The 24,872-nt window shown below is 70.4% G+C and carries 22 protein-coding genes; 9 read left to right on the forward strand and 13 right to left on the reverse strand.

Annotated features, from left to right (window positions below):
* The first annotated feature begins 10 nt into the window (after positions 1–10).
* The 4 genes from ABZ780_RS10120 (at position 11) to ABZ780_RS10135 (ending at position 3,321) form a co-directional block, all read left to right on the forward strand.
* Positions 11–871: a fused MFS/spermidine synthase gene (locus ABZ780_RS10120; RefSeq protein ID WP_357004986.1), complete on the forward strand. Its 861-nt coding sequence runs from the start codon at positions 11–13 to the stop codon at positions 869–871.
* A gap of 126 nt (positions 872–997) precedes the next feature.
* Positions 998–1,690: a sigma-70 family RNA polymerase sigma factor gene (locus ABZ780_RS10125; RefSeq protein ID WP_357485560.1), complete on the forward strand. Its 693-nt coding sequence runs from the start codon at positions 998–1,000 to the stop codon at positions 1,688–1,690.
* On the forward strand, positions 1,687–2,469 hold the full coding sequence (locus tag ABZ780_RS10130; RefSeq protein WP_357004978.1) for a zf-HC2 domain-containing protein: 783 nt from the start codon (positions 1,687–1,689) through the stop codon (positions 2,467–2,469). The genes ABZ780_RS10125 and ABZ780_RS10130 overlap by 4 nt, the downstream gene beginning before the upstream one ends.
* A gap of 213 nt (positions 2,470–2,682) precedes the next feature.
* Positions 2,683–3,321, forward strand: coding sequence for a hypothetical protein (locus tag ABZ780_RS10135; RefSeq protein ID WP_357006739.1), 639 nt, complete (start codon positions 2,683–2,685; stop codon positions 3,319–3,321).
* Between the two features lie 103 nt (positions 3,322–3,424).
* Here the strand turns inward: ABZ780_RS10135 and ABZ780_RS10140 are convergent, their stop codons facing one another.
* The 5 genes from ABZ780_RS10140 to ABZ780_RS10160 all read right to left on the reverse strand — a co-directional run bounded on the left by ABZ780_RS10140 (position 3,425) and on the right by ABZ780_RS10160 (position 13,027).
* A complete protein-coding gene (locus ABZ780_RS10140; RefSeq protein ID WP_357485561.1) occupies positions 3,425–5,197 on the reverse strand; it encodes a stealth family protein in 1,773 nt (590 codons plus the stop codon).
* Between the two features lie 25 nt (positions 5,198–5,222).
* Complete coding sequence (locus ABZ780_RS10145; protein WP_357485563.1) at positions 5,223–7,466, reverse strand: glycosyltransferase family 4 protein; 2,244 nt, start codon at positions 7,464–7,466, stop codon at positions 5,223–5,225.
* A complete protein-coding gene (locus ABZ780_RS10150) occupies positions 7,463–9,016 on the reverse strand; it encodes a stealth conserved region 3 domain-containing protein (RefSeq protein WP_357004969.1) in 1,554 nt (517 codons plus the stop codon). Before ABZ780_RS10150 ends, ABZ780_RS10145 begins: the two co-directional genes overlap by 4 nt.
* 92 nt (positions 9,017–9,108) lie before the next feature.
* Positions 9,109–11,172 carry a PIG-L family deacetylase gene (locus ABZ780_RS10155; protein WP_357485564.1) on the reverse strand — a complete coding sequence of 688 codons (2,064 nt, stop codon included), beginning with the start codon at positions 11,170–11,172 and terminating at the stop codon, positions 9,109–9,111.
* Between the two features lies 1 nt (position 11,173).
* Positions 11,174–13,027, reverse strand: coding sequence for a stealth family protein (locus tag ABZ780_RS10160; RefSeq protein WP_357485566.1), 1,854 nt, complete (start codon positions 13,025–13,027; stop codon positions 11,174–11,176).
* Positions 13,028–13,527: 500 nt separating this feature from the next.
* Here ABZ780_RS10160 and ABZ780_RS10165 point away from each other — a divergent pair, with 500 nt between their 5' ends.
* Together ABZ780_RS10165 and ABZ780_RS10170 are read left to right on the forward strand one after the other, a co-directional pair.
* Positions 13,528–14,448, forward strand: a complete 921-nt coding sequence (locus ABZ780_RS10165) for a DNA-3-methyladenine glycosylase 2 family protein (protein WP_357485568.1) — start codon at positions 13,528–13,530, stop codon at positions 14,446–14,448.
* A 101-nt stretch (positions 14,449–14,549) separates the two neighbouring features.
* Positions 14,550–15,062: a GNAT family N-acetyltransferase gene (locus ABZ780_RS10170; protein ID WP_357004957.1), complete on the forward strand. Its 513-nt coding sequence runs from the start codon at positions 14,550–14,552 to the stop codon at positions 15,060–15,062.
* On the opposite strand, the gene ABZ780_RS10175 is transcribed toward ABZ780_RS10170, so the two are convergent.
* Together ABZ780_RS10175 and ABZ780_RS10180 are read right to left on the reverse strand one after the other, a co-directional pair.
* The gene (locus ABZ780_RS10175; protein ID WP_357485569.1) at positions 15,037–15,459 is read right to left on the reverse strand and encodes an SRPBCC family protein; all 423 of its coding nucleotides are present in this window, start codon (positions 15,457–15,459) and stop codon (positions 15,037–15,039) included. The genes ABZ780_RS10170 and ABZ780_RS10175 overlap by 26 nt on opposite strands.
* Before the next feature lie 129 nt (positions 15,460–15,588).
* The gene (locus ABZ780_RS10180; RefSeq protein ID WP_053653514.1) at positions 15,589–15,801 is read right to left on the reverse strand and encodes a hypothetical protein; all 213 of its coding nucleotides are present in this window, start codon (positions 15,799–15,801) and stop codon (positions 15,589–15,591) included.
* A gap of 134 nt (positions 15,802–15,935) precedes the next feature.
* Here ABZ780_RS10180 and ABZ780_RS10185 point away from each other — a divergent pair, with 134 nt between their 5' ends.
* Positions 15,936–17,051 (forward strand): ATP-dependent DNA ligase, encoded by a 1,116-nt coding sequence (locus ABZ780_RS10185; protein WP_357004951.1) that lies wholly within the window; start codon positions 15,936–15,938, stop codon positions 17,049–17,051.
* A 58-nt stretch (positions 17,052–17,109) separates the two neighbouring features.
* The gene (locus ABZ780_RS10190) at positions 17,110–18,681 is read left to right on the forward strand and encodes an alpha/beta hydrolase (protein WP_357485874.1); all 1,572 of its coding nucleotides are present in this window, start codon (positions 17,110–17,112) and stop codon (positions 18,679–18,681) included.
* A 33-nt stretch (positions 18,682–18,714) separates the two neighbouring features.
* On the opposite strand, the gene ABZ780_RS10195 is transcribed toward ABZ780_RS10190, so the two are convergent.
* From ABZ780_RS10195 to ABZ780_RS10210, 4 genes are all read right to left on the reverse strand, one after another.
* Positions 18,715–19,404 (reverse strand): hypothetical protein, encoded by a 690-nt coding sequence (locus ABZ780_RS10195; protein WP_357485570.1) that lies wholly within the window; start codon positions 19,402–19,404, stop codon positions 18,715–18,717.
* Between the two features lie 11 nt (positions 19,405–19,415).
* On the reverse strand, positions 19,416–19,715 hold the full coding sequence (locus ABZ780_RS10200) for a hypothetical protein (protein ID WP_357485572.1): 300 nt from the start codon (positions 19,713–19,715) through the stop codon (positions 19,416–19,418).
* Positions 19,716–19,844: 129 nt separating this feature from the next.
* A complete protein-coding gene (locus ABZ780_RS10205; RefSeq protein ID WP_357004942.1) occupies positions 19,845–20,921 on the reverse strand; it encodes a hypothetical protein in 1,077 nt (358 codons plus the stop codon).
* Positions 20,922–20,995: 74 nt separating this feature from the next.
* Entirely contained in the window at positions 20,996–21,901 is a 906-nt protein-coding gene (locus tag ABZ780_RS10210; protein ID WP_357485574.1) for a hypothetical protein, read from the reverse strand.
* 402 nt (positions 21,902–22,303) lie between these two features.
* Between ABZ780_RS10210 and ABZ780_RS10215 the strand changes: the two genes are divergently transcribed.
* On the forward strand, positions 22,304–22,756 hold the full coding sequence (locus ABZ780_RS10215) for a GNAT family N-acetyltransferase (protein WP_357004936.1): 453 nt from the start codon (positions 22,304–22,306) through the stop codon (positions 22,754–22,756).
* 382 nt (positions 22,757–23,138) lie between these two features.
* Here the strand turns inward: ABZ780_RS10215 and ABZ780_RS10220 are convergent, their stop codons facing one another.
* The gene (locus tag ABZ780_RS10220) at positions 23,139–23,861 is read right to left on the reverse strand and encodes an ABC transporter ATP-binding protein (protein ID WP_357485875.1); all 723 of its coding nucleotides are present in this window, start codon (positions 23,859–23,861) and stop codon (positions 23,139–23,141) included.
* A 14-nt stretch (positions 23,862–23,875) separates the two neighbouring features.
* Entirely contained in the window at positions 23,876–24,871 is a 996-nt protein-coding gene (locus tag ABZ780_RS10225) for an ABC transporter ATP-binding protein (protein ID WP_357485575.1), read from the reverse strand.
* Position 24,872 lies beyond the last annotated feature (1 nt).

A 24,872-nucleotide genomic window follows, 5' to 3' on the forward strand; every position in this document is an offset into this window, starting at 1 on the left:
GCTGGTCGCAATGGGACGTAAGCGGGCGGGTGACGACCGGCTGGTCGAGCAGGTGGACACCGGGCAGGCCGAGTTGGTGCCGTCCCCGGACCGGCCCGGTTCGTGGACGTTGCTGCTGGACGGCGCGCCGCAGTCGCACGTCGACCTGACCGATCCCACCCATCTGGAGTTCGAGTACGTCCGGCGGCTCGCCGCCGCTCTGGACCTGATCGCGCCCTCCGGCGAGCCGCTGCGGGTGCTGCACCTCGGTGGTGGCGCGCTGACCCTGCCCCGGTATGTCTCCGCCACCCGGCCCGGCTCCACCCAGCGGGTGTCCGAGGTGGACGGTGCGTTGGTGGAGTTGGTGCGTCGCGCGCTGCCGTGGCCCGCCGACACCCGGCTGCGGGTCCGCGTCGAGGACGCGCGGGCCGTGCTGACCTCCACCCGGGACGCCAGTTACGACGTGGTGGTCGCCGACGTCTTCGCCGGTGCCCGTACCCCGGCGCATCTCACCTCCGTGGAGTACGCCGCCGAGGTGGCCCGGGTGCTGCGCCCGGCGGGCTGGTACCTGGCGAACCTGGCCGACGGCCCGCCGCTGCGGCACGCCCGTGGGCAGGTCGCCACGGTTCGTGCGGTGCTGCCGCAGGCGTGCCTGGTCGGCGACGCGGCGGTGCTGCGCGGCCGCCGGTACGGCAATCTGGTGCTGGTCGCCGGCCGGACCACTCCCCCGGTGCCCGAGTTGACGCGGCGGGCGGCCGGCGACTGGTTTCCCGGGCGGGTGGTGGCCGGCGACGAGTTGGACCGCTTCTCCGGTGGGGCGACGGTGGTGCACGACGCCGACGCGACCGGCTCGGATCCGCCGCCGCCGGGCCTGTTCTCCGTGCGCCGCTGACACCGCGCCCGACGGCGCCGCAGAACTTTTTCGCGGAATGTTGATCCGCTCGGAGCGCCGATGCGTACCACCGGGCGTCCCGCCTTGTGGGGGCGGCGTTGGTCAACGGACATCCCGGAGGTCTGCATGCATGCGGTGGCGGCCGGTTGGCACGGCGACGCGGTTCGCGCAGACTGGTTGTCCGCGCGGTCGTCGTCGAGGCCGACTTCGTCTGCCCGAGGGGTCGACGCGCGAGCGTCGTCTCGCCAAAATGATCCGGTGACGCCCCGACCGGCGCCCGGGCGCCACCAGGCGACGACAACCGAGGCCAGCCATTCTGACCAGTTGATCCGGTTGCTCTACGCGGAGCACGCCGGTCCGTTGCTGATGTTCGTCATGCGGCTCACCGGGGGGGACCGGCAGCGCGCGGAGGACATCGTTCAGGAGACGCTGCTGCGGGCCTGGCGCAACGCGCACCGTCTCGGCGCGCAGGGGCAGGGGTCGTTGCGGCCGTGGCTGGTCACCGTGGCCCGCCGGATCGCGATCGACGAGCACCGCAGCCAGGAGGCCCGGCCGCCGGAGACGTACGACCGGGACCTGACCGCGTTCGCCGAGGCGGACAGCACCGACCGGGTGCTACGCACGATGACCGTGGCGGACGCGCTGCGTACGCTGAGTCAGTCGCACCGGGAGATTCTGATCTCGACGTACTTCCGGGGGCGGACGGTGCCGGAGGCCGCCGGGGAGTTGGGGCTTCCGTTGGGCACCGCCAAGTCGCGGGTCTACTACGCGCTGCGCGCGCTGCGCACGGCTCTGCAGGAGCGGGGGGTGACAGAATGAGCCGACCAGACCACATGGACGTCGCCGCATACGCGCTCGGCGTGCTCGACGAGCAGGACACCGAGCGGTTCGAGGAGCATCTCGCCGCGTGCTGGGCGTGCGCGGCCGAGCTGGAGACGATGGTGCCGGTGGTCGGCCTGCTCTCCGGCATCGACGGCGAGACGATGATGGCGCTGGAGCAGACCGCCACCGATCCGGCCCTGTTGGATCGGACGCTGGTCGCGGTCCGGGCCGACCGTCGGCGTACCCGGTTTCGTCAGTTGCTCGCCACCGCCGCGGCGGTGGTGGTCTTCGGCGGTCTGACGGGGTACGGCTTCACGAGTGTGGCGGGCGACGAGGCGCCGGGGATTCTCGCAGGGTCGCCGACGAGCGCGCCGGCGAACGATCCGCCGACGGCCGCGCCGACCGCCCCGCCGAGCGGCCCGGGTGTCGGCGGCACCGAGGAGGAGGGCGACCAGGTCGACGCCACCGATCCGACGACGGGCGTGCAGACGACCATGTTCCTGGTCGAGCGGGAGTACGGCACCCGCATCAACTTCAGTCTGCGGAAACTGCCTGGGCCGCGGACGTGCCGGCTCGTGGTGGTGCGTAAGAACGCCACTACCGAGGTCATCTCGACCTGGTCGGTGCCCGAGGGTGGTTACGGCACGAACAACCGCCCGCAGGGTCTCGAACTGAGTGCGTCGACGTCCGCTCCGGCGAGCGAGATCAAGCAACTCCAGGTGCAGTCGGTCGACAGCCACGGGGTGGCGAGCCCGCTGGTCACGGTGCCCATGTAAGGTCCCGCATCGAATCGGCACCGGTCATTTCACAATGACCGGTGCCGATCTGTTGTTTGGTGGGACAGGCCTCGTGCAGGGCCACACGGATGGACGTCGAATTCGGTTCAACGAATCCGAGTGAAATTGACCACTGTTACTACTTCAACCTTGACAGCCCGCCCGCCGTACCTATGGGTGAACTGCCAAGAATGAGGAGGGCACGTGGCACAGATGAAGCGGACCGTCATCCTGGTGAGCGCGATGGTCGCACTAACGGCCTGCGCTCCCGCGGGTTACGACGGGGCGAACTCGAGCGCGGTCGAGCCGGTCGCCGTCGCCGCGGCCGAGCCCACCGCATCGGCTGAACCCGAGGCGTCACCGGCCGCGGACGCGCCGGCCGCCGACGCGCCGCCGGCCGCGGACGTCGACCTGACCGAGAAGTTGATCGGTAAGAGCGTGGCCCGCATGGGCAAGGTCGTCACCGACCAGGACGGCTGGATCCTGTACCGCTTCGACAAGGACACCGCCGACCCGCCCGCGTCGAACTGCGTCGACAAGTGCGCGCAGGTCTGGCCCCCGGCGCTGACCGACGGAAACCCGCAGCTCACCGGGGTCTCCGACGACAAGGTCGGCAGCGTGACCCGGCAGGACGGCACCCGCCAGCTCACCATCGCCGGCTGGCCGGTGTACCGCTACATCGGCGACAAGAAGCCCGGCCAGTGGAAGGGCCAGGCCGTCGGCGGCACCTGGTTCGTGGTCCAGCCCGACGGCAAGAAGAACCTGAGCTGCCTGCCCACCAACACCCCGAAGCCGGTCGCCCCGCCCGCCGACAGCGAGTCGAGCGACGCCGGTGGTGGCTACTCGTACTGAGCCCGCCACCACGAGGACACGATGGTCGGTCGCCGCCGGGGAGGGCGCGACCGGCCATCGTCATGTCCACGACGTCGGCATACCGGTGGTGCCGGCATCCTCGTCAGACCCGCTCCCAAGGGCTCGGGACCGGAAAGTAGGTGTCCAGGAACGGGATGAGCAGCGCCAACTGGGCGGCCAGGTCCTCCTCGACGGAGTACGCGTCGTTGAGGCAGAACACCTGCCGGTCCCGGCGGGCCAGCAGGTGGGCCAGCCGGGCGGGTGTGTCCGGGTTGGACAGTTCCGCGATGGTGTAGCGCAGGCCCCCCGGCACCGCACGGCCGGTGTGGAACGCGTAGTAGTGGTGCAGCGACGAGGCGATCGACAGGTCGTTCATGCTGCGGAACTGGCTGGCCGCGGTTCGGCGGTACGGTTCGGGAAACGTCTGCTCGATCTCGTGGAGCACGCTGCGGCGCAGCGCGTGCGGCATGTGCTTCATCTTCTGGGTCAGCACCGTGCCAAACCGGTCGGCGATCAACGCCCGGTTGTTCTTTCCGGCCGCTGACGACGGGATGTCGTCGTCGGTGGGCGGGCCCGACGGCACCAGCGCCGGCGAGGGAAAGAACCGGGAGATGCCGTTGGCCAGGAAGAAGTCCTGGGGAAACACCTCGGTGCCGAGGAAGACGTCGTCGTTGAAGTACAGGAAGTGCTCGGCGAGGCCGTCGATGTGGTGCAACTGGCTCTCGATCGCGTGCGAGTTGTAGGTCGGCAGCGCGGTCGGATCGGCAAAGATCTCCCGGTGGCTGACCACCCGTAGACCCGGCGCGGTGTCGTCCAGCCAGGTCGGCACCTGGTCGTCGGTCACCAGGTAGATGTGGCGCACCCACGGCGCGAACAGGTTCAGTGAGCGCAGCGAGTAACGCAGTTCGTCCCGGCTGAGAAACCGCGCCGCGCTCGCCGCCTCGGCGTGGTACGGCACACCGGCCACCTCGGCCCGGCGGCGCAGCCAGGCCGGGTCGGCGCCGTCGACCCAGGTGTAGACGACGTCGATCGGGAAGGTGACGTCCTCGGGGAGGGGGGCGGCGAACTCCGGCCGGGTACGAACGGTCGCGGTGCTCGTGGGCGGGGCCAACGAGCTGAACAACGCCGGGGCTGCGGCGACCGCTGTCGCGGTCAGCGGCACCTCCTCCGTCACCCGGTTGCGCCGGGGCGCGACGAGCCGGCCGTCCCTCCGGGTCCAGAACTCCACGTCGCACCCGTACGCGTGCCCCAGCACCAGGAGCCGTCGGGGTTCCGTCCAGTACCAGGTCACCCGGAGCACCGACGTGGTGGACAAGTGCCGCCACACCGACCCCTCGAAACCCGGTTCGGGGGGCCCTTCCGGCTGGTCACCGGCCCCGAGGGCCGCGCTCACGTAGCCGGGAACCCGGGCGCAGGCCGTCGCCAACGCGGCCAGCACCCGGTCCCGGTCGACGGCGTCCACCGCGACCACGGAGGACTGGTTCGACACGCCACGAACGGTGAAGTGGGCGACGCCCGCCTCGTCGAGAGCTGCTATCACCGTCGACAGGTTCGCCTGTTGCGCCCCGAGCGGGGTGATGTCCCGGCGGACCCGCGCAACCCGAGGGGCACGGTCGGCGGTCACCATGATCCGGTCCGACTCGGCCAGCAGGTCGGGTTGCCGACGCGCCAGCCGCTCGGCCCGCCGCTCGCCCGCGCGATCGTCCCGTGAGGCTCGGGCGACCCACTGTTTCAGCTGGTGCCGGGTACGGGGGCTCACCTTCGTCGCGATCGCCCGTCGGGTCTGCGGGCTCAGCACCCGTCGGTAGACGTCGACGAACCGGGACGGCTCGGCGAGGGCCGGCTTGGTCGGCGGCGTACGCTTCTGCTCGGTCATCGCCTGTCCTTCCCTGCGTTCGCGCTCACGGACGGTCGATGACGACGATCGACAGCTCGCTGTCACGGGTGTAGTACGGGCGGACCCGTAGCAATGGCGCGGGATCCTCCTCGACGAGGTCCAGCCCTGGCTCGTCCACGAGGTAGATCTCGGGATAGTTGTAGATGAGCTTCTTGTCGACCACGTCATCGACGAGCAGACCCAACCGGACCTCACGGTCGGTGCCGGCCTGCGCCAGCCACAGATCCCAGTCCTCGTAGCGGCCCAGTCGCTGGACGGTCAGTTCCTCGACGGCGACATCGATGCGCAGGTGGCCGGTGCGGGTCGGCACCAGTGGCACGGAGACGGCCCCTTCGTGGTGGCCGCGTCGGCGCAGCATGGCCTGCTCCGGGACGCCGATGCCGGACCAGGCTATCTCGATCGACACCCGTTCGCCGCTGAGGGCGATCCGCCGCACCTCGGCGTGCTCCTCGCGCACCCAGCTGCGTACCGCCAGGAAGCCGTCGGCCGTTTGGTACGGCACGTGTGACCGGACCGCGTACCCGCCGGCCGGGTCGTCCACCGGTTGATGACCGCCCGCGAGGACCCGCGTGTCGATCCGGTTGGGACGCAGCCGGAGTCGCGCGCCGGTGGGTGGCTGGAGGTAGGCATTCCAGCGGCCCTCCGGCAACGCGTGCGCGGGCAGCACGGCCACCTGCTGGGCGGCGTCGTCCTGCGGCTCCAGTGGCACCTGCACCTTGTGCCCGGTGTCCCGGTCGCGCAGCAGCAGGTGTCCCCCGGCGGCGATACCCGGGGCGTCGATCCGCCAGCTGAGGCTGCGGTCCGGCAGCACCAGACAGTCCACCACCGGCCCGGCGGCCGGTGCGGCGGCCCGCCGCCGGATCGCCTTCTGCAACCGGGCGGAGGTGGCTCGGGCGTGCCGGATGCGGGCCAGGCGGACCAGGGCGCCCATACTCGCCCGGCGGGCCAGGTCGCTGCCGGCGATGCCGCGCAGGACCGGGTCACCCAACAGGCGGACCAGGTTGGGTTCCCGGATCAGCTCACCGCCACGAGCCAGGACCGACCGGCGGACCCGCGGTCCCTTGCCCGATCGAGCAGCCCGCGAGGACCCGCCGGGTGTCGGGCCTCGCTCGGCCAGCACGGCGGCACACCGCTGGGCGAAGGCCTCGGCGATCGTCTCCGGGTCGAAGCGGGCCGCGTTCACCAGTGCCACCTTGGCCAGCCGGGCCCGGAGGTCGTCGTCGTGCATCAGCGTCCGCAGCGCGTCGGCGTACGCGTCGACGTCGTTCATCGGGACCAGCAGGCCGTCGACACCATGCTGAATGATCTCCCGGGGGCCGACCGGGCAGTCGGTGCTGACGACCGGGAGGCCGAGCCGCATCGCCTCCACGATGGTCATGCCGAACGACTCACGCTCGGACGACACCGCGGCGATGGATCCCTTGACCCATTCCGTCGACATGTCCTCGCGCCGGCCCATCAACTGGACCTGGTCGGACATCCCCAACTCGCGGATCTGCGCGACCAGCGCCGGGCGTTGCGGCCCGTCGCCGTAGATCCGCAGTTTCCAGTCCGGGTGGTCGCCGGCGACCCGCGCGAAGGCGGCGATGAGCCGGTCGTACCGCTTGATCGGGTCGAGCCGCCCGGCGCTGACCACGATCCGGTTGCTCCCGCTGGCAGGCGGCACGGTGGGCCGGGGAACGCTGTTCGGCAGCGCCTCGACCCGGGTGTGCGGCACCGGATTGCCGGACCGGAACGCGGCGGCGTCGCCATCGGTCACGGTGAAGGCGAGGTCGATCCGGTCGTACGCGAGCCGGATGTGGTCCTTCAGCGCGTCGTCGATCAGATCCTGCGTCATGTGCTCCTGCGCCACCCGGACCGCGTGGTCGGGACCGTACCGCGCCACCGCCAGATTCAGGCCGGGCCGGGTTCCCACGATCACGTCGGCCCCGGTCGAGCGCAGGTATTCGATCACCCGCTCGTCGGTGAGCCGGCTGTACTGGGTGTGGAACTCCTCGCTCTCCGGCACCAGGAGGGACGGCTCCCGGTGCTGGGGATCGACCCGGTCGGGGCGACGTGGCCGGGTATCGACGAGCGGTACGAGCGCGATCCGCTCATCGATGGCGAACATCGGTCGGTCGAGCCGCCGGAACACCGAGGCGATCTCCACGTCGTGCCCCTGGCCCACCAGGGCGGTGGCCAGGTTCAGCACGGCCCGGTTGGTGCCGCCGACGCCGTACATGTTGTGGATGAGAAAGGCGAACTTCACCCGGAGGTCCTCAGCTCGTACGGACTCGGGACCGGGAAGTACGCCTCCATGAACGGTTCGAGGATGCTCATCTGGTGTTTCAGCTGCGCGAACGTCGAGTAGGCGTCGTTGATGCAGAAGGTGTCCCAGTCCCGTCGTGCCTCGGCCCGCCGCAGCCGCGCCTCAAGATCGGGCACCGCGAGCTGGACGTAGCCGTAGTTGACGTGGCCAGGCAGCGCGCGGCCGGTCAGGAACGCGTAGTAGTGGTGCAGGGAGTACGTGATGGTGAGGTCGTTGGCGCTGCGGAACCGGCTCCGCATGGTGGCCTCGTGCTCGATCGGGAACTCGCGTTCGATCTCGGCCAGGATGCTGCGGCGCAACGGGTAGGGCACGTGCTGGGTGCCCTGGGTGAGCGTCCGGCCGAACCGCTTCTCGATCAACGCCCGGTTGTTCTTGATCATCGCGTCCACCGGGGAGTCCAGGTGGGTGATCTCGCCGAGCGGGATCCGGTTCTGCGACAGGAAGAACTTGGTGTTGCCGTTGGCGAGGAAGAACGTCTGCGGTGCCAGTGGGCGACCGAAGAACATGTCGTCGTTGAGGTACAGGAAATGCTCGGCGAGACCGTCGATGCGGTGCAGCTGACTCTCGATCGAGCACGAGTTGAAGGTCGGCAGCGCGTCCGGGGCGGCGAAGATCTCCTCGTGGTTGACCAGGAAGATGTTGCCGGCGCTCAGGTCGAGCCACGCCGGCCGCTGGTGGTCGGTCACGATGTAGATGTTGCGGACCCACGGGGCGTTCAGGTGCACCGACCGTAGTGAGTACTTCAGCTCGTCACGGTTGATGTAGCGCGACTCGCTCGCCGCCTCGACGTGCAGCGACTCGCCGCGCACGCCCGCGCGGCGTTGCTGCCACTGCGGGTCCGCGCCGTCCACCCAGGTGTAGACCAGATCGATCGGGAAGTCGATGTCATCGGGGAGCAGCCGGTCGAACTCCGGCCGGCTACGCCGGGGCGGGTGCTGCTTCACCGGGGACGCCAGCCTGGTCAGCCGGTGCTCGCCCACCCGCACCGGCGTACCGTCCAGGGCCACCGCCCGCATCATCCGGTTCGGCCGGGGCGAACGCAGCACACCGGCGGCCCGGTCGGGCTTCCAGAACTCGATCTCGCAGCCGTACGCCGGGCCGAGGGTCAGCTTCAGGGTGGGGTCGACGCGGAACCAGGTCAGCTTGATCGCCCGTGCGGAGTACAGCTCCGTCCAGGCCTGGGTCTCCGACGCGTCCTTGAGGCCACCGACGATCGGCGGTCGGGGCAGCACCTGGCTCACGTAGCAGGTCGCGGCCCCACCGAGCTTCTCCAGCGCGCCCAGGGCGGCCACCCGATCGACCTCACTGACGCCGATCACGGGCGTCCGGTCGTCCATGCCCCGAACGAGGAAATAGTCCACCCCGTGCGCGTCGAGCGCACCACTCACCGCGTCGACGTTCCGCTGACGCCCCAGGATCGGGGTGAGGTCGGCATGGACGTGCGCGGTGCGACGGCCGCCGTCGACCAGGATCTCGCACAGGTCGGACACGTCGCCCGGGACTCGTCCCGGCGGGACGGACCGGCCCGCGCCGACGGGCCCGGGTGGTGCGACCGGCTGTCGCGGTACCGCCGGCATGTGGTTCACGGCACTTCCTTCGTGGAGGTCAGGGACGATCCGGAGCGGTTCGGCCGCAGGGCGAAAAGGCCGCCCGCCGTGGACACCGCCAGAACGACGGGTCGGCCGCTGTGGTCGACCTGGACGGCGTGGCCGCCAGCGATCGGCGTCGGCTCGCGGAGCCAGCGACAGGGCGTCGACCCGCCCGGATCCAGCCAGGCGACGCTGGAGCTGGACGCGTCGTCGCGGACCGCCAGCAGAACGGCGCCCGAGTCGGCCACATACCGGGCGGTCAGGGGGCCGGGGCCGCCGTGGCCGCCGAGGTCGGCGGCCGTCAACAGGTCCCACTCGCGGCCGGCGCCCCGGGTGCGGTACGACAACACCGACGCCGAGTTCCGCCGCCGGAACAGGAGCAGCCGATCGCCGTCCGGCAGCCGTAGCACGGCCGGTGGCCCCGCCGGTGGCTCGGTCTCCAGGAGCGTGTACTCGGCGGTGAGTTCCGGCACCGTGACCCGCCAACGGGCGGTTCCGGTGCGCCCGGCGGCAAGCACCTCCACGGTGTGGTCGTCCAGCGCGACGGCGGTCAGGCCGTCCTGGGTGTCCCAGCCGCCGAGGTCCTGCCACGGCGTCCAGGACGTCCCGTCGTGCAGTCGGGCGCTCAGTCCCTTGCCAGCGTTCCTGGCCAACAGCAGGATCCTGCCGCCCGGCAGGGCGACGGCCTGCGGCATGCCGATGTTCCGCCGCTTCGCGGGATCGCTGCGCCCGTTGGGGTTGCCAAGCGACTCCCACCGGACCTCCGCGTAGTCCCCGGAGGCCGGAAGCACGATCGTCCAGACGTCGCGGACGTGCCGGTCCGGCTCCGCGGTGAGCCCTTGCCGCACCGCGAAGAGCCGCCAGCCACCGTCGGGAGCCGCCAGCGCGGCGACGTGCGGCAGGAGTCGCGTACCGGGAACGCCCCGACCCGGGGCGAACCCACCCGACCTGGTCGCCCGCCAGTGCACCACCCGGCCACCCCGTACGGCGAAGGCGGACAACCGACCGTCGCCGCCCTGGACCGCCCAGGCCCGGGAGCCGGGATAGCGCAGGGTCGTGCCGGAGGCGTTCCCGGCGCCGATCGCGTCACCACCGACCTTGAGGTCGCCGTGGCCCACCGGACCGTCGGCGGGGCGGCGGTCAGCCCACCCGTAGACGTCCTTGTACCGCTGCTTGAGCGCCCGCCCCTTCGGGCTGAGGTTGGACGGCCACCGTCGGACGTAGTAGCCGCGGAACGCCTCGACGGAAGCGGCTCTGCCACCACCCTCGGCGAACCAGCGACGGGCCGCCTCATGGGCGAACAGCCCCGTGATGGTGTGGAAGATGTGGTCGGAGTAGTCGCCGGTGTCGGCGTGCTGTGGGTTCGCCTTGTTGTGCAGTTGCCGGTCGGGGTCCGGGTCCATCGTCCACAGCAGCGTCGGGTTGGCGTCGCGCAGCAGATGCAGCAGCGCCTCGACAAGGCTCTCCCGCGAGTAGTCGAAGGTCGCGGAGACCGGGGAGTCGGTCGGAATCATGGTGGGCGTACGGGCGGCCTCGCCGGTCCACAGGCGTGGCAGCGGGCCGGCGTCGGCCGGAGAACCTGGCGGCGGCGAACACCAGAGGTTGAGAGAGACGATCCGGATCTGCGGCGCGTCCACCAACGTCGACAGATCCGCCTCGATGCCGGACCCGACCGTGATCGCCGCACGGTGCCACTTGGCGCCCCGGTCGCCCAGGACCATGTCCCCATATGCGGCACGAAGTCCGTTGAACCGGGCGGCGGCGAAGCCCTCGAAGTCCACCGGCAGCGCGGCGTGCGCCGCGGTGCCACCCGGGGCGTTCCGTCCATCCGCCTCACCCGTGGTCAGGCAGACGGTCAGGTGCGCCTCGCTGTGTCGCAGCTGGCTGGCGAGCAACGGGTTCAGGAAGTACAGGTCGTCGTCCTGGTGGGCCATCACCGCCATGGACCGGGGCCGACCGGGGGACTGCCACCGCTGCCCGGCCTGTCGGGGCAGCGCCACGGCGCGCTTACCGAGCGCCCGCAACGGCGCGATCCAGCGATGCTGGTCAGATGTCACGTCACTCTCCGAGTCGGATCGGCGCGTCGGTGGCCGGCGGAGGGCCACTCGTTCGGGGCGAGGGCGGCCACGTGGCCGGCCTCGCCGTCGGTGGGACCTGCAGGATCACGGTGGTGCCCGGAGCCGGCTGCTGGACGCTGCGCCGATCGCCTCCACTCTTCCGCCACAGGGCGGTGGCCCCCAACCGTCGGCGCTCGGCAACCACATCGTCGGGCAGCTCGAAGGGCGCCGGGAAGGGCAGGTAGCGCGGCAGGAAGTCGGCCAGCATCTGCTCCTGGGCGGCCATCGTCGCCGGGTCCGAGTCGGTGTCGTTGAGGCAGAACACGTCACGGTGCCGGCGGGTCAGCAGCTCCGCGAGGCGCGCCGGGGTCGACGGGTGACCGAGGTCCGCGTACTCGTACTCGATGTCGGCCGGCACTGCCTGGCCGATCAGGTACGCCCAGTACTGGTGCAGCGACGAGGGGATGGACAGGTCGCCGTGGTGGCGGAAACGGTGCCGGGCCGTCGCGAGCACGTCGACCGGCAGCATGGCCTCGATCTGCTGCATGATGCTGCGCCGCAGGGCGAACGGCGTGTGCTTCATCTTCTGCGTGATGGTCACACCGAACTGCCGCTGGATGTGCCGGCGGTTGTTCTTGCCGGCGGCGTTCACCGGCGGGTCGCTGGGCTTCGCCTCGCCCAGCCCGAACTGCGCCGGCGAGAGGAAGAACTTGGCGATCCCGTTGGCGTGGAAGAAGTGCGTCGGCAGCAGCGGCCGGCCCAGGAAGACGTCGTCGTTGAGGTAGAGGAAGTGTTCGGCCAGGCCGTCGATGCGGTGCAGCCGGGACTCGATGGCGTGCGAGTTGAACGACGAACGTCCGCCGAGGTCGGCGAAGAGCTCGGCGTGCGAGATCACGGTGACCATCGGGTGGTTCGGGTCGAGCCAGCTGGGCAGCTGGCTGTCGGTGATCAGGAAGATCCGGCGGAGCCACGGCGCGAAGCTGTGCAACGAGCGCATCGAGTACCGCAACTCGTCGCGGTTGTGGTAGCGCGACGTGTTGGCCGCGATGGCGTGCAGCGGCCCGTCGGGGGTGCCGAGCGCGTCCATCTTGCGCTTGAGCCAGTCGGGGTCCGAGCCGTCCACCCAGGTGTAGACGGCGTCGATCGGGAAGCCCACCCGGTCCGGCGCCCGGACCGTGAGGTCACGGCGGGTGCGGTAGGTGTGGTCGTCCGCCTCGGGAACGAAGTGGCTGATGAGCGCCGCGGCGACCCGGACCTTCTCCGCCTCCGCGGGCGCCTCGTCGATCACCGCGTTGTGCCGGGGGGCGCGGACCACGTCGCCGTGCCGGGTCCAGAACTCGATCTCGCAGGCGAACTGCGCGCCGAGCACCACACCCGCCCGCACGTCGGTCACCGGGAACCAGACCTGGATCACCTCGGTCGGAGCATCGTCGGGCCGGTCCCGACCGGGCTGGACGGTGAGCGTCCGGACGTGCGCCCCGGACAGCGTCGGCGCGGACTTGACCAGGCGACGCACGGCCGGCCGCTGATCGTCGAGGACGGCCACCGTGCTCCGCAGGTGGTCGTCGTTGCGGATGCAGTGGTAGTCGATGCCTGCCGCTTCCAGGGCGGCGGTGACGGCGGTGAGGTTGCGGTGCCACAGCTGCAACGGCGTGGCCGTGTCGACCACCTCGGCCCGGGTCCGGACACCGCCGTCGGCCACGGTCACCAGGGCACCCGACGGATGCACGGTGTCGCCGCCGCGCCGCCGGGAGAAGGCCTGCACGAGGCCGATCCGGCGGTGGGCGGGCAGTAGACCCAACAGGCGTCGCCGTACGGGCTGGGGCAGCAGTCGGTAGATCTTCAGGGCAATCATGCGCCGGGCCGTTCGCTGGGAACGGCCACCTCGTCGGCGGCCACTGTCAGCCCTGCTGGTGGGTAGCGGCGTGGAACCCCACTCGCGCTGAAGCAACACACACTCGTGCAGCCATCACTGCATGCCCTTTCACAGTTCCCCCGTGGGCACCGCGTGGGATCCGGCACCGGCTGCGTGCCGCGCTGCGGCGGCTGTCGGCGGGCACCGAATCTCCGGGCCGGCTCGCGCGCTCTCCCATTCAGCGGGACAGACGGTGGCCGCCGCAGTTGCCCGGAGCGGTGCGTTTACTGCGGAAAATCAAACAACCACAGGTTCCACAGCCGACACACAGAGGGACGTCCCATAAGTACGCTCCGCCCCGATTCGCGAAAAAAATACTGGCCATTCGGTCGGTACGACAGCACCGGTACGGCCAACTGAAGGTGGCCGTGCGATTCTGCCCAACCGACTGCCGAACGGCTACGTGGTGAACGCCGATCCTCACCTGGCAGAGTGGCGGGGTGACCGAGACCGAACCCGCCGCGACCCGGGTGCTGCACCCGCCGGTCGGCTATCGGCTGGCCGCGTCGGTCCGCGCTCTGACCTTCAGCCCGTACGACCCGTGCGCCCGCATCGCCGCCGGCACCTTCTGGTGGGCGACCCGCACCCCCGACGGCCCGGCCACGCTCTCACTGCGGCCGGCCGGCGGTGAGCTGCTCGCCGAGGGCTACGGGCCGGGCGCCGAGCACGTGGTGGCTCGGGCCGACGCGATCGCGGGGCTGCGCGACGACCTGACCGGCTTCGCCGAGTTGGCGGCGGCGCACCCGCTCGTCGCCCGACTGGCCCGGGAGCACCAGGGACTGCGAATGCCCACCACCGGGCAGGTCTTTCCCCGACTGTTGCGGGCGGTGTTCGAGCAGAAGGTCACCGGCAAGGAGGCGTACCGGGCGTACTCGGCGACCGTGCGGCACTTCCGTGAGCCGGCCCCCGGCCCGCTGCAACCGCTGCTGCTGCCGCCGGAGGCCGCCGCGGTGGCCGCCACCCCGTACTGGGTGTTCCACCCGTTCGGCGTCGAGCAGCGCCGGGCCGACACGCTGCGCCGCGCCGCCGCGCTGGCCGACCGGCTGGAGCGCTGCGCCGACGCCACCGAGGCGACCCGTCGACTGACCGCCATCGGAGGCATCGGCCCGTGGACCGCCGCCGAGGTGGTCCGGATCGCCTACGGCGACCCGGACGCGGTAAGCGTCGGCGACTACCACATCCCGAACACGGTGGCCTGGGCGCTCGCCGGCGAGGCACGCGGCGACGACGCCCGGATGCTGGCTCTGCTGGAGCCGTTCCGGGGCCACCGGGGCCGGGTCTGTCTGCTGCTGGAGGCCGCCGGCATCCAGGCGCCGAAGTACGGCCCGCGTGCCCCGATCCGCTCGTTCGCCCGGTTCTGACCAGCCCGCCCGGCGCGCACCGGTCGGCGATCACCGGCCAGCGTACGGGCCACGGTCGGGCCGCCCGTCGGTGCCGGCGACGGCTGTGGTGTGCTGCCCCGATGAGCGCCGAGGCCAGCATCGTCCCGGCAGGTGCCGCGGACGCCGGTGAGATCCTCACCGTGCAGCGCGCCGCGTACCTGACCGAGGCACAGCACTACACCGATCCTTTCCTGCCGCCGCTGACCGAGACGCTGGACGAGGTCCGGGCAGCGTTGACCGGCCCGGCCACCGTCCTCGCCGCCCGGCTGGGGCACCGGCTGGTCGGCTCCGTCCGCGCCCACCTGGACGGGGACACCGCGCACATCGGGCGGCTGTCGGTCGCCCCCGACCAGCAGGGTCAGGGCATCGGGGGTCGGCTGCTCGCCGCGATCGAGGCGGCCTGCCCACCCGAGGTGGCCCTGTTCACCCTCTTCACCGGCGCGGACAGCGCCCGCAATCTCCGGCTCTACGAGCGGCACGGCTATCGGGTCGTGGCGCACCGGCCGGACCCGAACGGCATCCAACTGGCGGTGCTGGAGAAACCCGCCGTGCTGGACGGGCCTGCCGTCAGCCCTCCTCGCTTCGACGCTTGAGGCCGTCAGCCTCCAGCCGCAGGTAGTGGCGAAGCAGACCGCCGTAGAGCCAGCCGACCGGCCCGGCCAGCAGCCCGGACTGGGCGATCGCCAGCTCGACCCGGGTGCCGCCTCCCAGCAGCGGCGACAACCGGTGCTCCCCGCGGGTGTGCACTCCGGGGGTGTCGGAGACCCAGGTGAACTCCCGCCCCTCGGTCAGCTCGGTGACCCGCCACACCGCCGGTCGCAGCTTCGGTTGGGTCACCCGGGCGGTCGCGCCGACGGCGAGGGGGCCTGACTCGCCCCGTTCGATGTGGCTCACCGAGGCCGTCCACTCTGGCCACCGCCGCACATCGACCAGCACCTCCCAGACCCGCTGCGCATCGGCGGCGATCTCCGTACCGGCTTCGAACCGCATCACGTCTCCTCCCCGGCGGCACCGCCCGGCGTCGCCGCGCGATGGGGACGAGGCTGCCGGGCACATCGTGACGCGCGCATCCACCGGCCCGCCAGCTTCGGGCGCGGACCCGCCGACACCTCGCGCGGGTCAGGCGGCTTCGCGCAGGTCGGCCAGGCTCAATGGGGTACGCCGGGCGAGCAACTCCTCCAACTCCGGCACCGAACCGACCTCGCCGAGCACATTGCGGCCACCGCCGAACCGCTCCGGGTATCGGCGGGTCAACCGGTAGCGGTAGCGGCCCCGGATCAGCTCGACGCTCACCCGCCACCGCCCGCAGCAGTCACAGACCCACTCGGACATCTCACGAAAGTAGCTCTGACCTGCGCTTATCTGATTCACCCGGTCGGGACGAGCGGCGCTCGGGCGGACACGCCGCCCCCGCGTGCACCGTGATGTGCCTCACGACTGTCGGTACCGTCTGATTGACTGGCGCCGTGGACCTGCCGATCAACCCGCCGGTCGAGCCGATGCTGGCCAAGAGCGTCTCCAAGCTGCCCACCACCGCCGGGCTGACCTACGAGCCCAAGTGGGACGGGTTCCGGTGCATCGTGTTCCGCGACGGCGACGAGGTCGAGCTGGCCAGCCGGGGCGGCAAGTCGATGACCCGTTACTTCCCCGAGGTCGTCGAGCAGGCCCGCCGGCAACTGCCCGCCCGGTGCGCCGTCGACGGGGAGCTGATCGTGATCCGGCGCGACGGACCAGCCGGCCAGCCCCGGCTGGATTTCGAGCTGCTGGCCCAGCGCATCCACCCGGCGGCGTCCCGGGTGAAGCTGCTGGCCGAGACCACCCCGGCCGACTTCGTCGCCTTCGACCTGCTGGCCATCGACGACGAGTCGCTGCTCGACCAGCCGTACCCGCGCCGCCGGGAGCGGCTGGTCGAGGCCCTGGCCGGGGTCCGGCCGCCGGTGCACGTCACCCAGGTCACCACCGATCCGGACACCGCACGCCGCTGGTTCGACGTCTTCGAGGGCGCCGGGCTGGACGGCCTGATCGTCAAGCCGGCCGACCTGCCCTACGAGCCGGGCAAGCGGTTGATGTTCAAGGTCAAGCACGCCCGCACCGCCGACGCGGTGGTGGCCGGCTTCCGCTGGCACAAGTCCGGCCCGGTGGTGGGCTCGCTGCTGCTCGGTCTCTACGACGACGCCGGTCTCCTGCACCACGTCGGCGTGAGCGCGTCGTTCACCATGGCCCGCCGCGCCGAACTGCTCGACGAGCTGGCACCGTACCGGGACACCGGTGGCGAGCACCCGTGGGTGCACGGCGACCACGAGCGCGGCCAGCGCATCCCGGGCGGGGTGAGCCGCTGGACCGGCACGAAGAACCTGGAGTGGGAGCCGCTGCGCCCGGAGCTGGTGGTCGAGGTGGGTTACGACGCGATGGAGGGTGAGCGCTTCCGGCACACCGCGCGGTTCGTCCGCTGGCGGCCGGACCGCGATCCCCGCTCCTGCCGCTACGACCAGCTCGACCGCCCGATCCGCTACGACGTGGACCAGGTGCTGCGCGGCGACCCGACGACCACCGTGGACCGAGCCTCCACCGGCCCGGCGTAGCCTGGCTGTCGACCCGACCTCGGAGGATCACGTGACCCGCACCGCCGACCAGCCGTGGATGGCGACCAGTCGCCGGGTCCGTCGCAGTCTCGCCGCCTTCGTGGTGGCGGCGCTGCTGACCGCCGGCTGCACACTGCCGGCGTTCGCGCCGCGCACCGAGGTGCAGGGCGAGGCGGCGCCGGCCGGCAGCTCGGCGACCTGGCGGCCCTGCCCGGAGGTGGCCGAGGACCTGGTCGGCCGCGGCGCGCCGGACATGCGCTACGAGTGCGCCCGGATCGCGGTCCCCCGGGACTGGGGCACCGGCACCGGAGCGACCGCCGGGCCGGGCGCCGGGCAGACCTTCGAGATCGCCCTGCTGCGGGCCCGGTCCACCAAGCAAAGGGACCGGATCGGCTCGCTGGTCGTCAACCCCGGCGGTCCGGGCGGCTCCGGCGTGGACACCGCCGTCTACCTGTCGTTCGGTCCGCAGTTCGGTGGTCTGCCCAACTCGGTGACCGAGCGATTCGACATCGTCGGCTTCGACCCGCGCGGCGTGGCCCGTTCCAGCCCGGTGAAGTGCATCTCCGACGCCGACCTGGACGCCAGCTTCGGCTACGACCCCGATCCGGCGAGCCAGGCGTCGTTCGACGGTTTCGTCGGGCTGAGCCAGCGGATCGGGCGCGGCTGCGGCGACCGCTACGGCGACCAGTTGCCGCTGTACGGCAGCGAGCAGGCCGCCCGGGACATGGACGCGGTCCGGGCCGCCGTCGGCGACGACAAGCTCACCTACCTGGGCTACTCCTATGGCACGCTGCTCGGCGCCATCTACGCCCAGCTCTACCCGCAGCGGGTGCGCGCGCTGGTGCTCGACGGCGCCGTCGACCCGCAGCAGCGGCTGGTGGCCGGCTCGGAGAGCCAGGCACGCGGCTTCGAGCGGGCGTTCGACAACTTCAGCCGTTGGTGCGCCGCGAACGCCGCCCGCTGCCCGATCGCCCCGAACGCCCGCGCGGCGGTCACCACGGCCATCGACAAGGCCAAGGTCTCCCCGGTACGCGGTGACGACGGGCGCGAGGCCACCGCCGGCTGGGTCTTCTACGCGGTCATCTCGTCGCTCTACACCGAGTCGGGCTGGCAGGAGTTGGCGCAGGCCATCGACCGGCTGGCCGAGGGCGACCCGAAGGACGTGTTCCGGCTCGCCGACTCGTACGCCGGCCGGGAGAGCGACGGGCACTACTCCAACCTGTTCGACGCCAACCTCGCCATCAACTGCGCCGACGAAACCGAGAAGCCGAGCCGCGACGAGATCCGCCAGTTGCAGTCGGAGTGGCGCACGAAGTACCCGCTGTTCGGGCCGGCGCTCGCGGTCGGCATGTTGAGCTGCGTCGAGTGGCCGGGCGGGCGTGACCCGTACCCGACCGGCCAGGCCAACGGCGCGCCGCCGATCGTGGTGGTCGGCACTACCGGCGACCCGGCGACGCCCTACGAGCAGACCCCGCGCCTCGCGTCGATGCTGGGCGTCGGTCGGGTGCTCACCTGGGAGGGCGAGGGGCACACCGCGTACCCGCAGACCTCCTGCATCACCAACGCGGTCGACGCGTACCTGCTCGACCTGACCGTCCCCCGGGACGGCCTGCGCTGCCCGGCCCGCTAGCGATCCGCAGATTGGTCAGCAGACCGGAAACCGTCAGCCGGATGTCGCGAGAATCCGACTAACCTCCTGCTGATTTTCGGCCCAAACACGGATCGATGGGGGCATGAAACCTATCGCGCCCCAGACTCCAGACAGGAACACATAGGCCGATTGCCCGCTGAACCAGTATGTGTGTGCACCGCCTGCCTCCGGCACTCGCCGAAGCCGAAACGGACTCGCCTCGATTAGCTCGACAGCGCCTCGAAGGCGATCCAGCCCTGCAAGGTGCATAGTGCCGGTCGCCGGCTGTTGCTCGGCGAGTTCGAACATGGAATCGCATTCAATTAACGAGTCAAGCGATGGGAACTCCGGCACCTCGTGGTAATCCACGCCAACGATCACCACTCCGTCGGCTGAGAGACAGGCACCCGCAGGTGATCCGGTCTGCACCGCATACAGGATCTCAAGCTCCTCCGTCGGATCCTCTGGCTCGCAGACCGGCGTGAAGAAGACGTCGGAGTCAAATAAGCCACTCGTGTAGGTGAGCCCTCCATAGCGTTCCTGGACAAACTCCAGCGTTGAAACGATCTTACTGTTCGGCTGAACGTAGACGGCACGGATCTCTTGGTCAAGATCGGCGCCAACAAGACCTCGATCAAAATCTTCACGGCGCGAACACCTACGCAGAAAATCCTGGGCGCGCTGGGTCAACCCTGCTGGATTCTCACCGACGTAGTCGACCATTAGAGCACCTCCTATACGGTCGCACGAATCAGATGCCTCCGACACGTCCCGGCACATACTGCGGTACCGTATTCGTCGCCGACGACCGCCGCAACGGCACCGGCGGCAACCGCCACCACCTGGGCCGGGGGTGGCAGCACCGCCGCCACCATGGCTATCCCGCCCGCGACCGCGGAGATGGTGCCCGCGTTGTCGGCCACGGTCTTGACCGCCGACCTGGCGGTGTTGACCACCGCGTTGGCGGCTCGGCTGGCCGCATTCTTGATCTTTCCGAAGAAGAGGCCGTCGTGCCAGACGGGTACGACGTGCACACTGATCTGGCCGACGCGGAGCTCACGGTCAAGGAGCCGTCTCGAAGGACCGCGCAGTGGCCGTCTCCTCAGGCAACACGGCCACCAGGGGCAAGTGGTACACCAATTCCCTGGACGCAACCTCGGACGTCAAGGTTGATCGGCAGTGAGCGCAGCGATCGCAGCTGTTACCTGAGGGATCGCGAATAGCGACTCCAAGACCTGGATGCAACTATTGCCCTGCGCAACCAAGCCGCGCAATAGTTCAAAGGCCATCGCAACTTCGGGTGAAGCGACCGGGGGGCGCGCCTGAACGGAGAGCGGCTCCCCATTGAGCTGGGACCGAACAGATCTGGCGCTATGAACGACGCGGAGGCTCAGGTCAGCGTACGAGAGGCCGTACCGTTCAAGTACGGTCCGGGAGTTGTGCAGCTCCTCCGGTTCAGAAATTTTGCTCAATGCCAACTGATGGAAAATCGAAGCTGCGCCGAGCACGACCTGCTCCGCCTGAACACCCGCAGAGCCCTCTCGGACAGCCTGCCGGGTAGCCTCACCCTCCAGCGTTGAGAGTAGACCAAAGCTCCGCCCGTTGACCTTTCTCGAAACTACGTGGATGGGCCAACCCAGAAAGCGGCTCATCATATTCACGCGCAGTACGCCCGTCATCTCCAGCGAATCTATCGCAGGTGCCCATGGACGCTTGCCCTGGAATGGCTCGAGACGTCCCACCTTCAACAGTAGATCACTGCGATTGATGCCACTGCGCGCCAAGAACGCACTCGCCGTCGTCCCCTCGCTCATGAGAAGTGCGGTCAATACTTCGCGGTCGCCAACCCATGGGATGCCTCGTTCCTCAGAAGTTGATCGGGCGTCGGCCAGAACTTTCACGGCTCCTGCCGTCCAAGTGGGCAACACCGCAACATGTCGACCAGTTAGGGAATCTGCACTCTCGTGTGCAACCTCGCGAAGGATGGAACGAGCTTCATGAACGGAGAGTGGGTGCGCACTTCCTAGCCCCTCCTTGCCGTCGAGCTTCCGATCCACCGAATCCAGGAAATCGGACTTCAGGATGAGCTTAAGTAGAGGTATCTCACCCCCCATCCTTCGACAGTACTCGAGCAACATGTCACCCGATCCGACATATTCTTGACCGCCATGAGCCGCCCCTCTAAAGGCTGGCGAAAGGATCGCCATAACCGTCCACGAGGAGTAGTCGAGAACGTCCATCTTTGACACCCGTCGTCACGCCCGCGCCAAACCTTGGATATTTATAACCAAGTTCGTCGACCTTAAGGGAAAACTTACGCGGTGGTGGTGACCCCACCGCGGGCGTCAGTCGCGCTCGTGATCCGCCCGAGCCCGTCGTGGCTAATACGGGAGATGACGGTGTAGACAGGCCCGCCATTCCACGTGTCGAAGGTCTCCTCGCGGGTCACCATGCCCTTACTCGGGGTGGCGCCGTGGACGTCCGAAGCGTCGTGGTAGGTCCGGACATCGGAGATGACATCGACTGGCCGGGCGGGCGTTTCGCCGCATGTCTTGGCGACGGTCTCCACCCGGGACACCGCCGCGCGGATCCACGCGGTGCCGTTCTTGACGTACGTCGTGCGGGTGCAGGTCTCGTCGCCGGTACGGGCGGTGTCACCCAGATCAGACACCGTCCCCGGTTGGCCCTCACTGTCATAGGTGGTGCGGGTCTCGGTCCGCGCCCACACGTTCGACGCGAGCAGCTTGCGGGTCTTCTCCATGGACGGTCCGGTGAGGTACGCCCGGTCGGTGCCACCGGAGTGGCTGCGCGCGGCTGTCTGGCGGGTCCAACACTGCGAGGTGGACGCCTCGACAACCGCCGACCCGTCGAAGGACGCCTCCTCGGGCGGAGCGCCGGCCAGCGCCGCATGGTACGAGAACGTGTTGCCCTCGGAATCGGACACCTGTACGTCGCGCCGGCCACCGCCTGGCAACGGCTGGTCGTGCAGGCCGCGGTGGGAGCGCTTTCGAGTGGTCAGCGGTACGCCCCGACCCGGCTCGCCGACCTTGGTGACCACCTGGGAGTAGCCGCACCACTGCCCGTTGTTGGCACCGGCCATCCGCCCTTCGACCATCTGTGACGAGTAGTCCAGTGACATCTCGGGCAGCGGGCCCTCTGCCGGCGGCAGGCGCGGCGGGTTGGAGTAGGCGAACGCTCCGGAGCTGTCCCCGCAGTCCATGAACCCGATGCCTTTAGGTCCGTGGCCTTGTAGTCGCCCTCGTCCGAGGACTCGTCCGCGGTGATGGCGAAGACCATCGGTGAGGTGCAGGAGAGGTCGACCTTGGCCGACAACGCACTGGTGGCCGGGTCGTTGGCCACCTCAACCGGATCGGTCACCTGGCACTCCGACAGCTGCGGGGTCGTCGCCCGCACAGGCCGGCAGCCGCGTGAGGGTCAGCCGCTCAGCCCAACCCGCGCGCCGTAGATCTGTCGGATCTCGGCGTAGTCGAAGGCCGCCCCGACCGTCCCTGCGTCGCCGTTCACCACGACCACGGGCCGCTGACCCCGAGCCGGCGGGAGTGCTGCTCTAGCAGGCCAGCCAGGGCCGGCTCGATCCCCGTCGCTGTGGGATTCTCACCCGATGACCGACGTGATCTTCCGGGAGGCGGTCCGGGCCGACCTGCCCTCCGTCATCGCCCTGCTCGCCGATGACATCTTGGGCAAGGCCCGCGATTTCACCGAGGTCGACGACGCGTACGAGAGGGCGTTCGCCGCCATCGACGCGGACCCGCGCAACCAGCTGATCGTCGCAGAGCAGGACGGTGACCTGGTCGGCTGCCTGCAGATCACCTACATCCCCGGGCTCGGTCGGCACGGCGCCGAGCGGTCCCTGATCGAGTCGGTCCGGGTCCGCTCCGACCGCCGCAGCCAGGGGCTCGGCCGTGAGCTGATGGCCTGGGCGATCGACCAGGCCCGGCAGCGCGGCTGCGCCCTGGTCCAGCTCACCACTGACAAGACCCGCGACGACGCGCACCGCTTCTACCTGGGCCTCGGCTTCGTGGCCAGCCACGAGGGCATGAAGCTCGCCCTCTGACCGACCGGGGTCCGCGGAGCGCGGAGCGCGGAGCTGCGTCCTTGGGCGGCCCCCGTACCACCATGTCGCAGACGCTTTGGAGCTGATGTCGTAAACAAGTCAGCGCACCGATCCGTTTACGACATCAGCTTCAAAGCGAGCGCGGACCACCACCTCGCCTACTGCGGCCGAGCTGTGCGAGGCCGGCGCAAGCCCCGACGCCACAGCGAGCCCCAACGCCCAGCAAGCCCCGCCGCACAGCGAGGGCCCGCCGCACAGCGAGGGCCCGCCGCACAGCGAGGGCCCGCCGCACAGCAAGCCCGACGCCACAGGGAGCCCCCTCGCACAGCGAGGGCCCGTCGCGAAGCGCCCTGGCGTGCGGCAGCCGTCCGTCCGGCAGCGGTCAGCCGTCGACCAGGCGGCCGTCGCGCAGGGTGAGCACCCGGTCGGCCAGGTCGATCAGGGCGGGGTCGTGCGTGGCCACCAGTGCCGTCATGCCTCGGGCGTGCACCACCGCGCGCAGCAGATCCATGATGGACCGTCCGGTCTCCGAGTCGAGCTGACCGGTGGGCTCGTCGGCGATGAGCAGGTCCGGCTCGTTGGCCAGCGCGCGGGCGACCGCGACCCGCTGCTGCTGCCCACCGGAGAGCTCGTAGGGGCGCTGCGCCGCGTGCCCGCCCAGGCCGACCAGTTCCAGCAGCACCGCGACCCGTTGCTCCCGCTCCGCGGCCGGCACCTGTGCCAGCCGCAGGGGCACGCCGACGTTCTCGGCGGCGGAGAGGATCGGCACCAGCCCGAAGGTCTGGAACACGAACCCGACGATGCCCCGGCGCAGCCGCAGCAGTTCCGCCTCGCCGGCCGCGGTCACCTCGTGCCCGGCCACCACGACCTGACCGCTGTCCGGCCGGTCCAGCCCGCCGATCAGGTTCAGCAGCGTGGTCTTGCCCGCCCCGGATCGGCCGCGGATGGCGACCAGCTCACCGCGGTTGGCGCTGAACGAGACGTCCCGCACCGCGTGCACGGCGCGCTCGCCCCGGCCGAAGGTGCGGCTCACATTGCTGACCCGGACAACCTCGCCGGGGTGCGCCGTGGACGCACCGCCGAACCCGGCCGCTCCCGTCACCATCATGTCCCGACGGCTCACGCCCGTGCCTCCCGATCGTCCGTGGCCCGGTCACCGGGCCGTACCTGCACATGGTCAAGCTCCAGGTCGAGCCGAACCCGTTCCTTCATCGAGAGCGCGTCGACGAACGCGGCCGGCAACTGCATCCGACCGTTGCGGTCGAGCACCGCGTACTCCTCGCTGACCAACTCGGTGTTGCCCTCCGCGTCGATCCGGGCGGTCCGGCGTACCTCGGAGGCGGTCCGGCCGTCGCGGATCGCGACGGTCCGGCGGACCTGCGTGGCGACGGCGTGGTCGTGGGTCACCACCACGATGGTGACGCCCAGTTCGGCGTTGATGGCGCGCAGCGCCGCGAAGACGTCCGCGCCGGTCGCCTCGTCCAGCTCACCGGTCGGTTCGTCGGCGAAGAGCACCTCCGGGTCGTTGGCCACCGCCACGGCCACCGCGCAACGCTGCTGCTCACCGCCGCTGAGCTGTCCCGGCCGCCGCTGCGCGCAGTAGCCCACGCCGACCATGTCGAGCAGTTCCCGGGCCCGCTTCCGGCGGGCCTTGCGACTGAGCTTGCCAGCCAGCTGCATCGGCAGCTCGACGTTCTCCAGCGCGGTGAGGTACGGCAGCAGGTTGCGGCCGGTCTGCTGCCAGACGAACCCGACCAACTCCCGCCGGTAGCTCAACCGCCGCTTGGCCGACAGCGAGAGCAGATCGTAGTCGGCCACCCGGGCGATGCCGGCGGTCGGCGTGTCCAGGCCGGAGAGGATGTTGAGCAGGGTCGACTTGCCCGAACCGGAGGCACCGACGATCGCCACCAGCTCGCCCCGGTCGATGACCAGGTCGAGGCCCTGCAGGGCGACGACCTCCACCCCCTCGGTCTTGAAGATACGCACCAGGCCGTCGCAGACGATGTGGCCGCGCAGTCGGTCCTCCCCGCCGGCCCGCTCGGCGGCCCGTTGTGCGGCCCGCTGCTGTAGGACGGCCAGGTCCGGCATCGGTGCGGTCTGGGCGGTAGCGGTCATC

It is taken from the genome of Micromonospora sp. NPDC047467, from assembly GCF_040643095.1.
GTDB lineage: Bacteria > Actinomycetota > Actinomycetes > Mycobacteriales > Micromonosporaceae > Micromonospora.

Bases quoted from the DNA above. Each gene is read 5' to 3' on its own strand.
- ABZ780_RS10195 (WP_357485570.1), bottom strand. From the start codon at position 19,404: ATGGTCGACTACGTCGGTGAGAATCCAGCAGGGTTGACCCAGCGCGCC.
- ABZ780_RS10125 (WP_357485560.1), top strand. From the start codon at position 998: ATGCATGCGGTGGCGGCCGGTTGGCACGGCGACGCGGTTCGCGCAGAC.
- ABZ780_RS10130 (WP_357004978.1), top strand. From the start codon at position 1,687: ATGAGCCGACCAGACCACATGGACGTCGCCGCATACGCGCTCGGCGTG.
- ABZ780_RS10210 (WP_357485574.1), bottom strand. From the start codon at position 21,901: ATGGACTGCGGGGACAGCTCCGGAGCGTTCGCCTACTCCAACCCGCCG.
- ABZ780_RS10135 (WP_357006739.1), top strand. From the start codon at position 2,683: ATGAAGCGGACCGTCATCCTGGTGAGCGCGATGGTCGCACTAACGGCC.
- ABZ780_RS10170 (WP_357004957.1), top strand. From the start codon at position 14,550: ATGAGCGCCGAGGCCAGCATCGTCCCGGCAGGTGCCGCGGACGCCGGT.
- ABZ780_RS10190 (WP_357485874.1), top strand. From the start codon at position 17,110: ATGGCGACCAGTCGCCGGGTCCGTCGCAGTCTCGCCGCCTTCGTGGTG.
- ABZ780_RS10220 (WP_357485875.1), bottom strand. From the start codon at position 23,861: ATGGTGACGGGAGCGGCCGGGTTCGGCGGTGCGTCCACGGCGCACCCC.
- ABZ780_RS10120 (WP_357004986.1), top strand. From the start codon at position 11: ATGGGACGTAAGCGGGCGGGTGACGACCGGCTGGTCGAGCAGGTGGAC.
- ABZ780_RS10175 (WP_357485569.1), bottom strand. From the start codon at position 15,459: ATGCGGTTCGAAGCCGGTACGGAGATCGCCGCCGATGCGCAGCGGGTC.
- ABZ780_RS10180 (WP_053653514.1), bottom strand. From the start codon at position 15,801: ATGTCCGAGTGGGTCTGTGACTGCTGCGGGCGGTGGCGGGTGAGCGTC.
- ABZ780_RS10140 (WP_357485561.1), bottom strand. From the start codon at position 5,197: ATGACCGAGCAGAAGCGTACGCCGCCGACCAAGCCGGCCCTCGCCGAG.
- ABZ780_RS10225 (WP_357485575.1), bottom strand. From the start codon at position 24,871: ATGACCGCTACCGCCCAGACCGCACCGATGCCGGACCTGGCCGTCCTA.
- ABZ780_RS10215 (WP_357004936.1), top strand. From the start codon at position 22,304: ATGACCGACGTGATCTTCCGGGAGGCGGTCCGGGCCGACCTGCCCTCC.
- ABZ780_RS10205 (WP_357004942.1), bottom strand. From the start codon at position 20,921: ATGGACGTTCTCGACTACTCCTCGTGGACGGTTATGGCGATCCTTTCG.
- ABZ780_RS10160 (WP_357485566.1), bottom strand. From the start codon at position 13,027: ATGATTGCCCTGAAGATCTACCGACTGCTGCCCCAGCCCGTACGGCGA.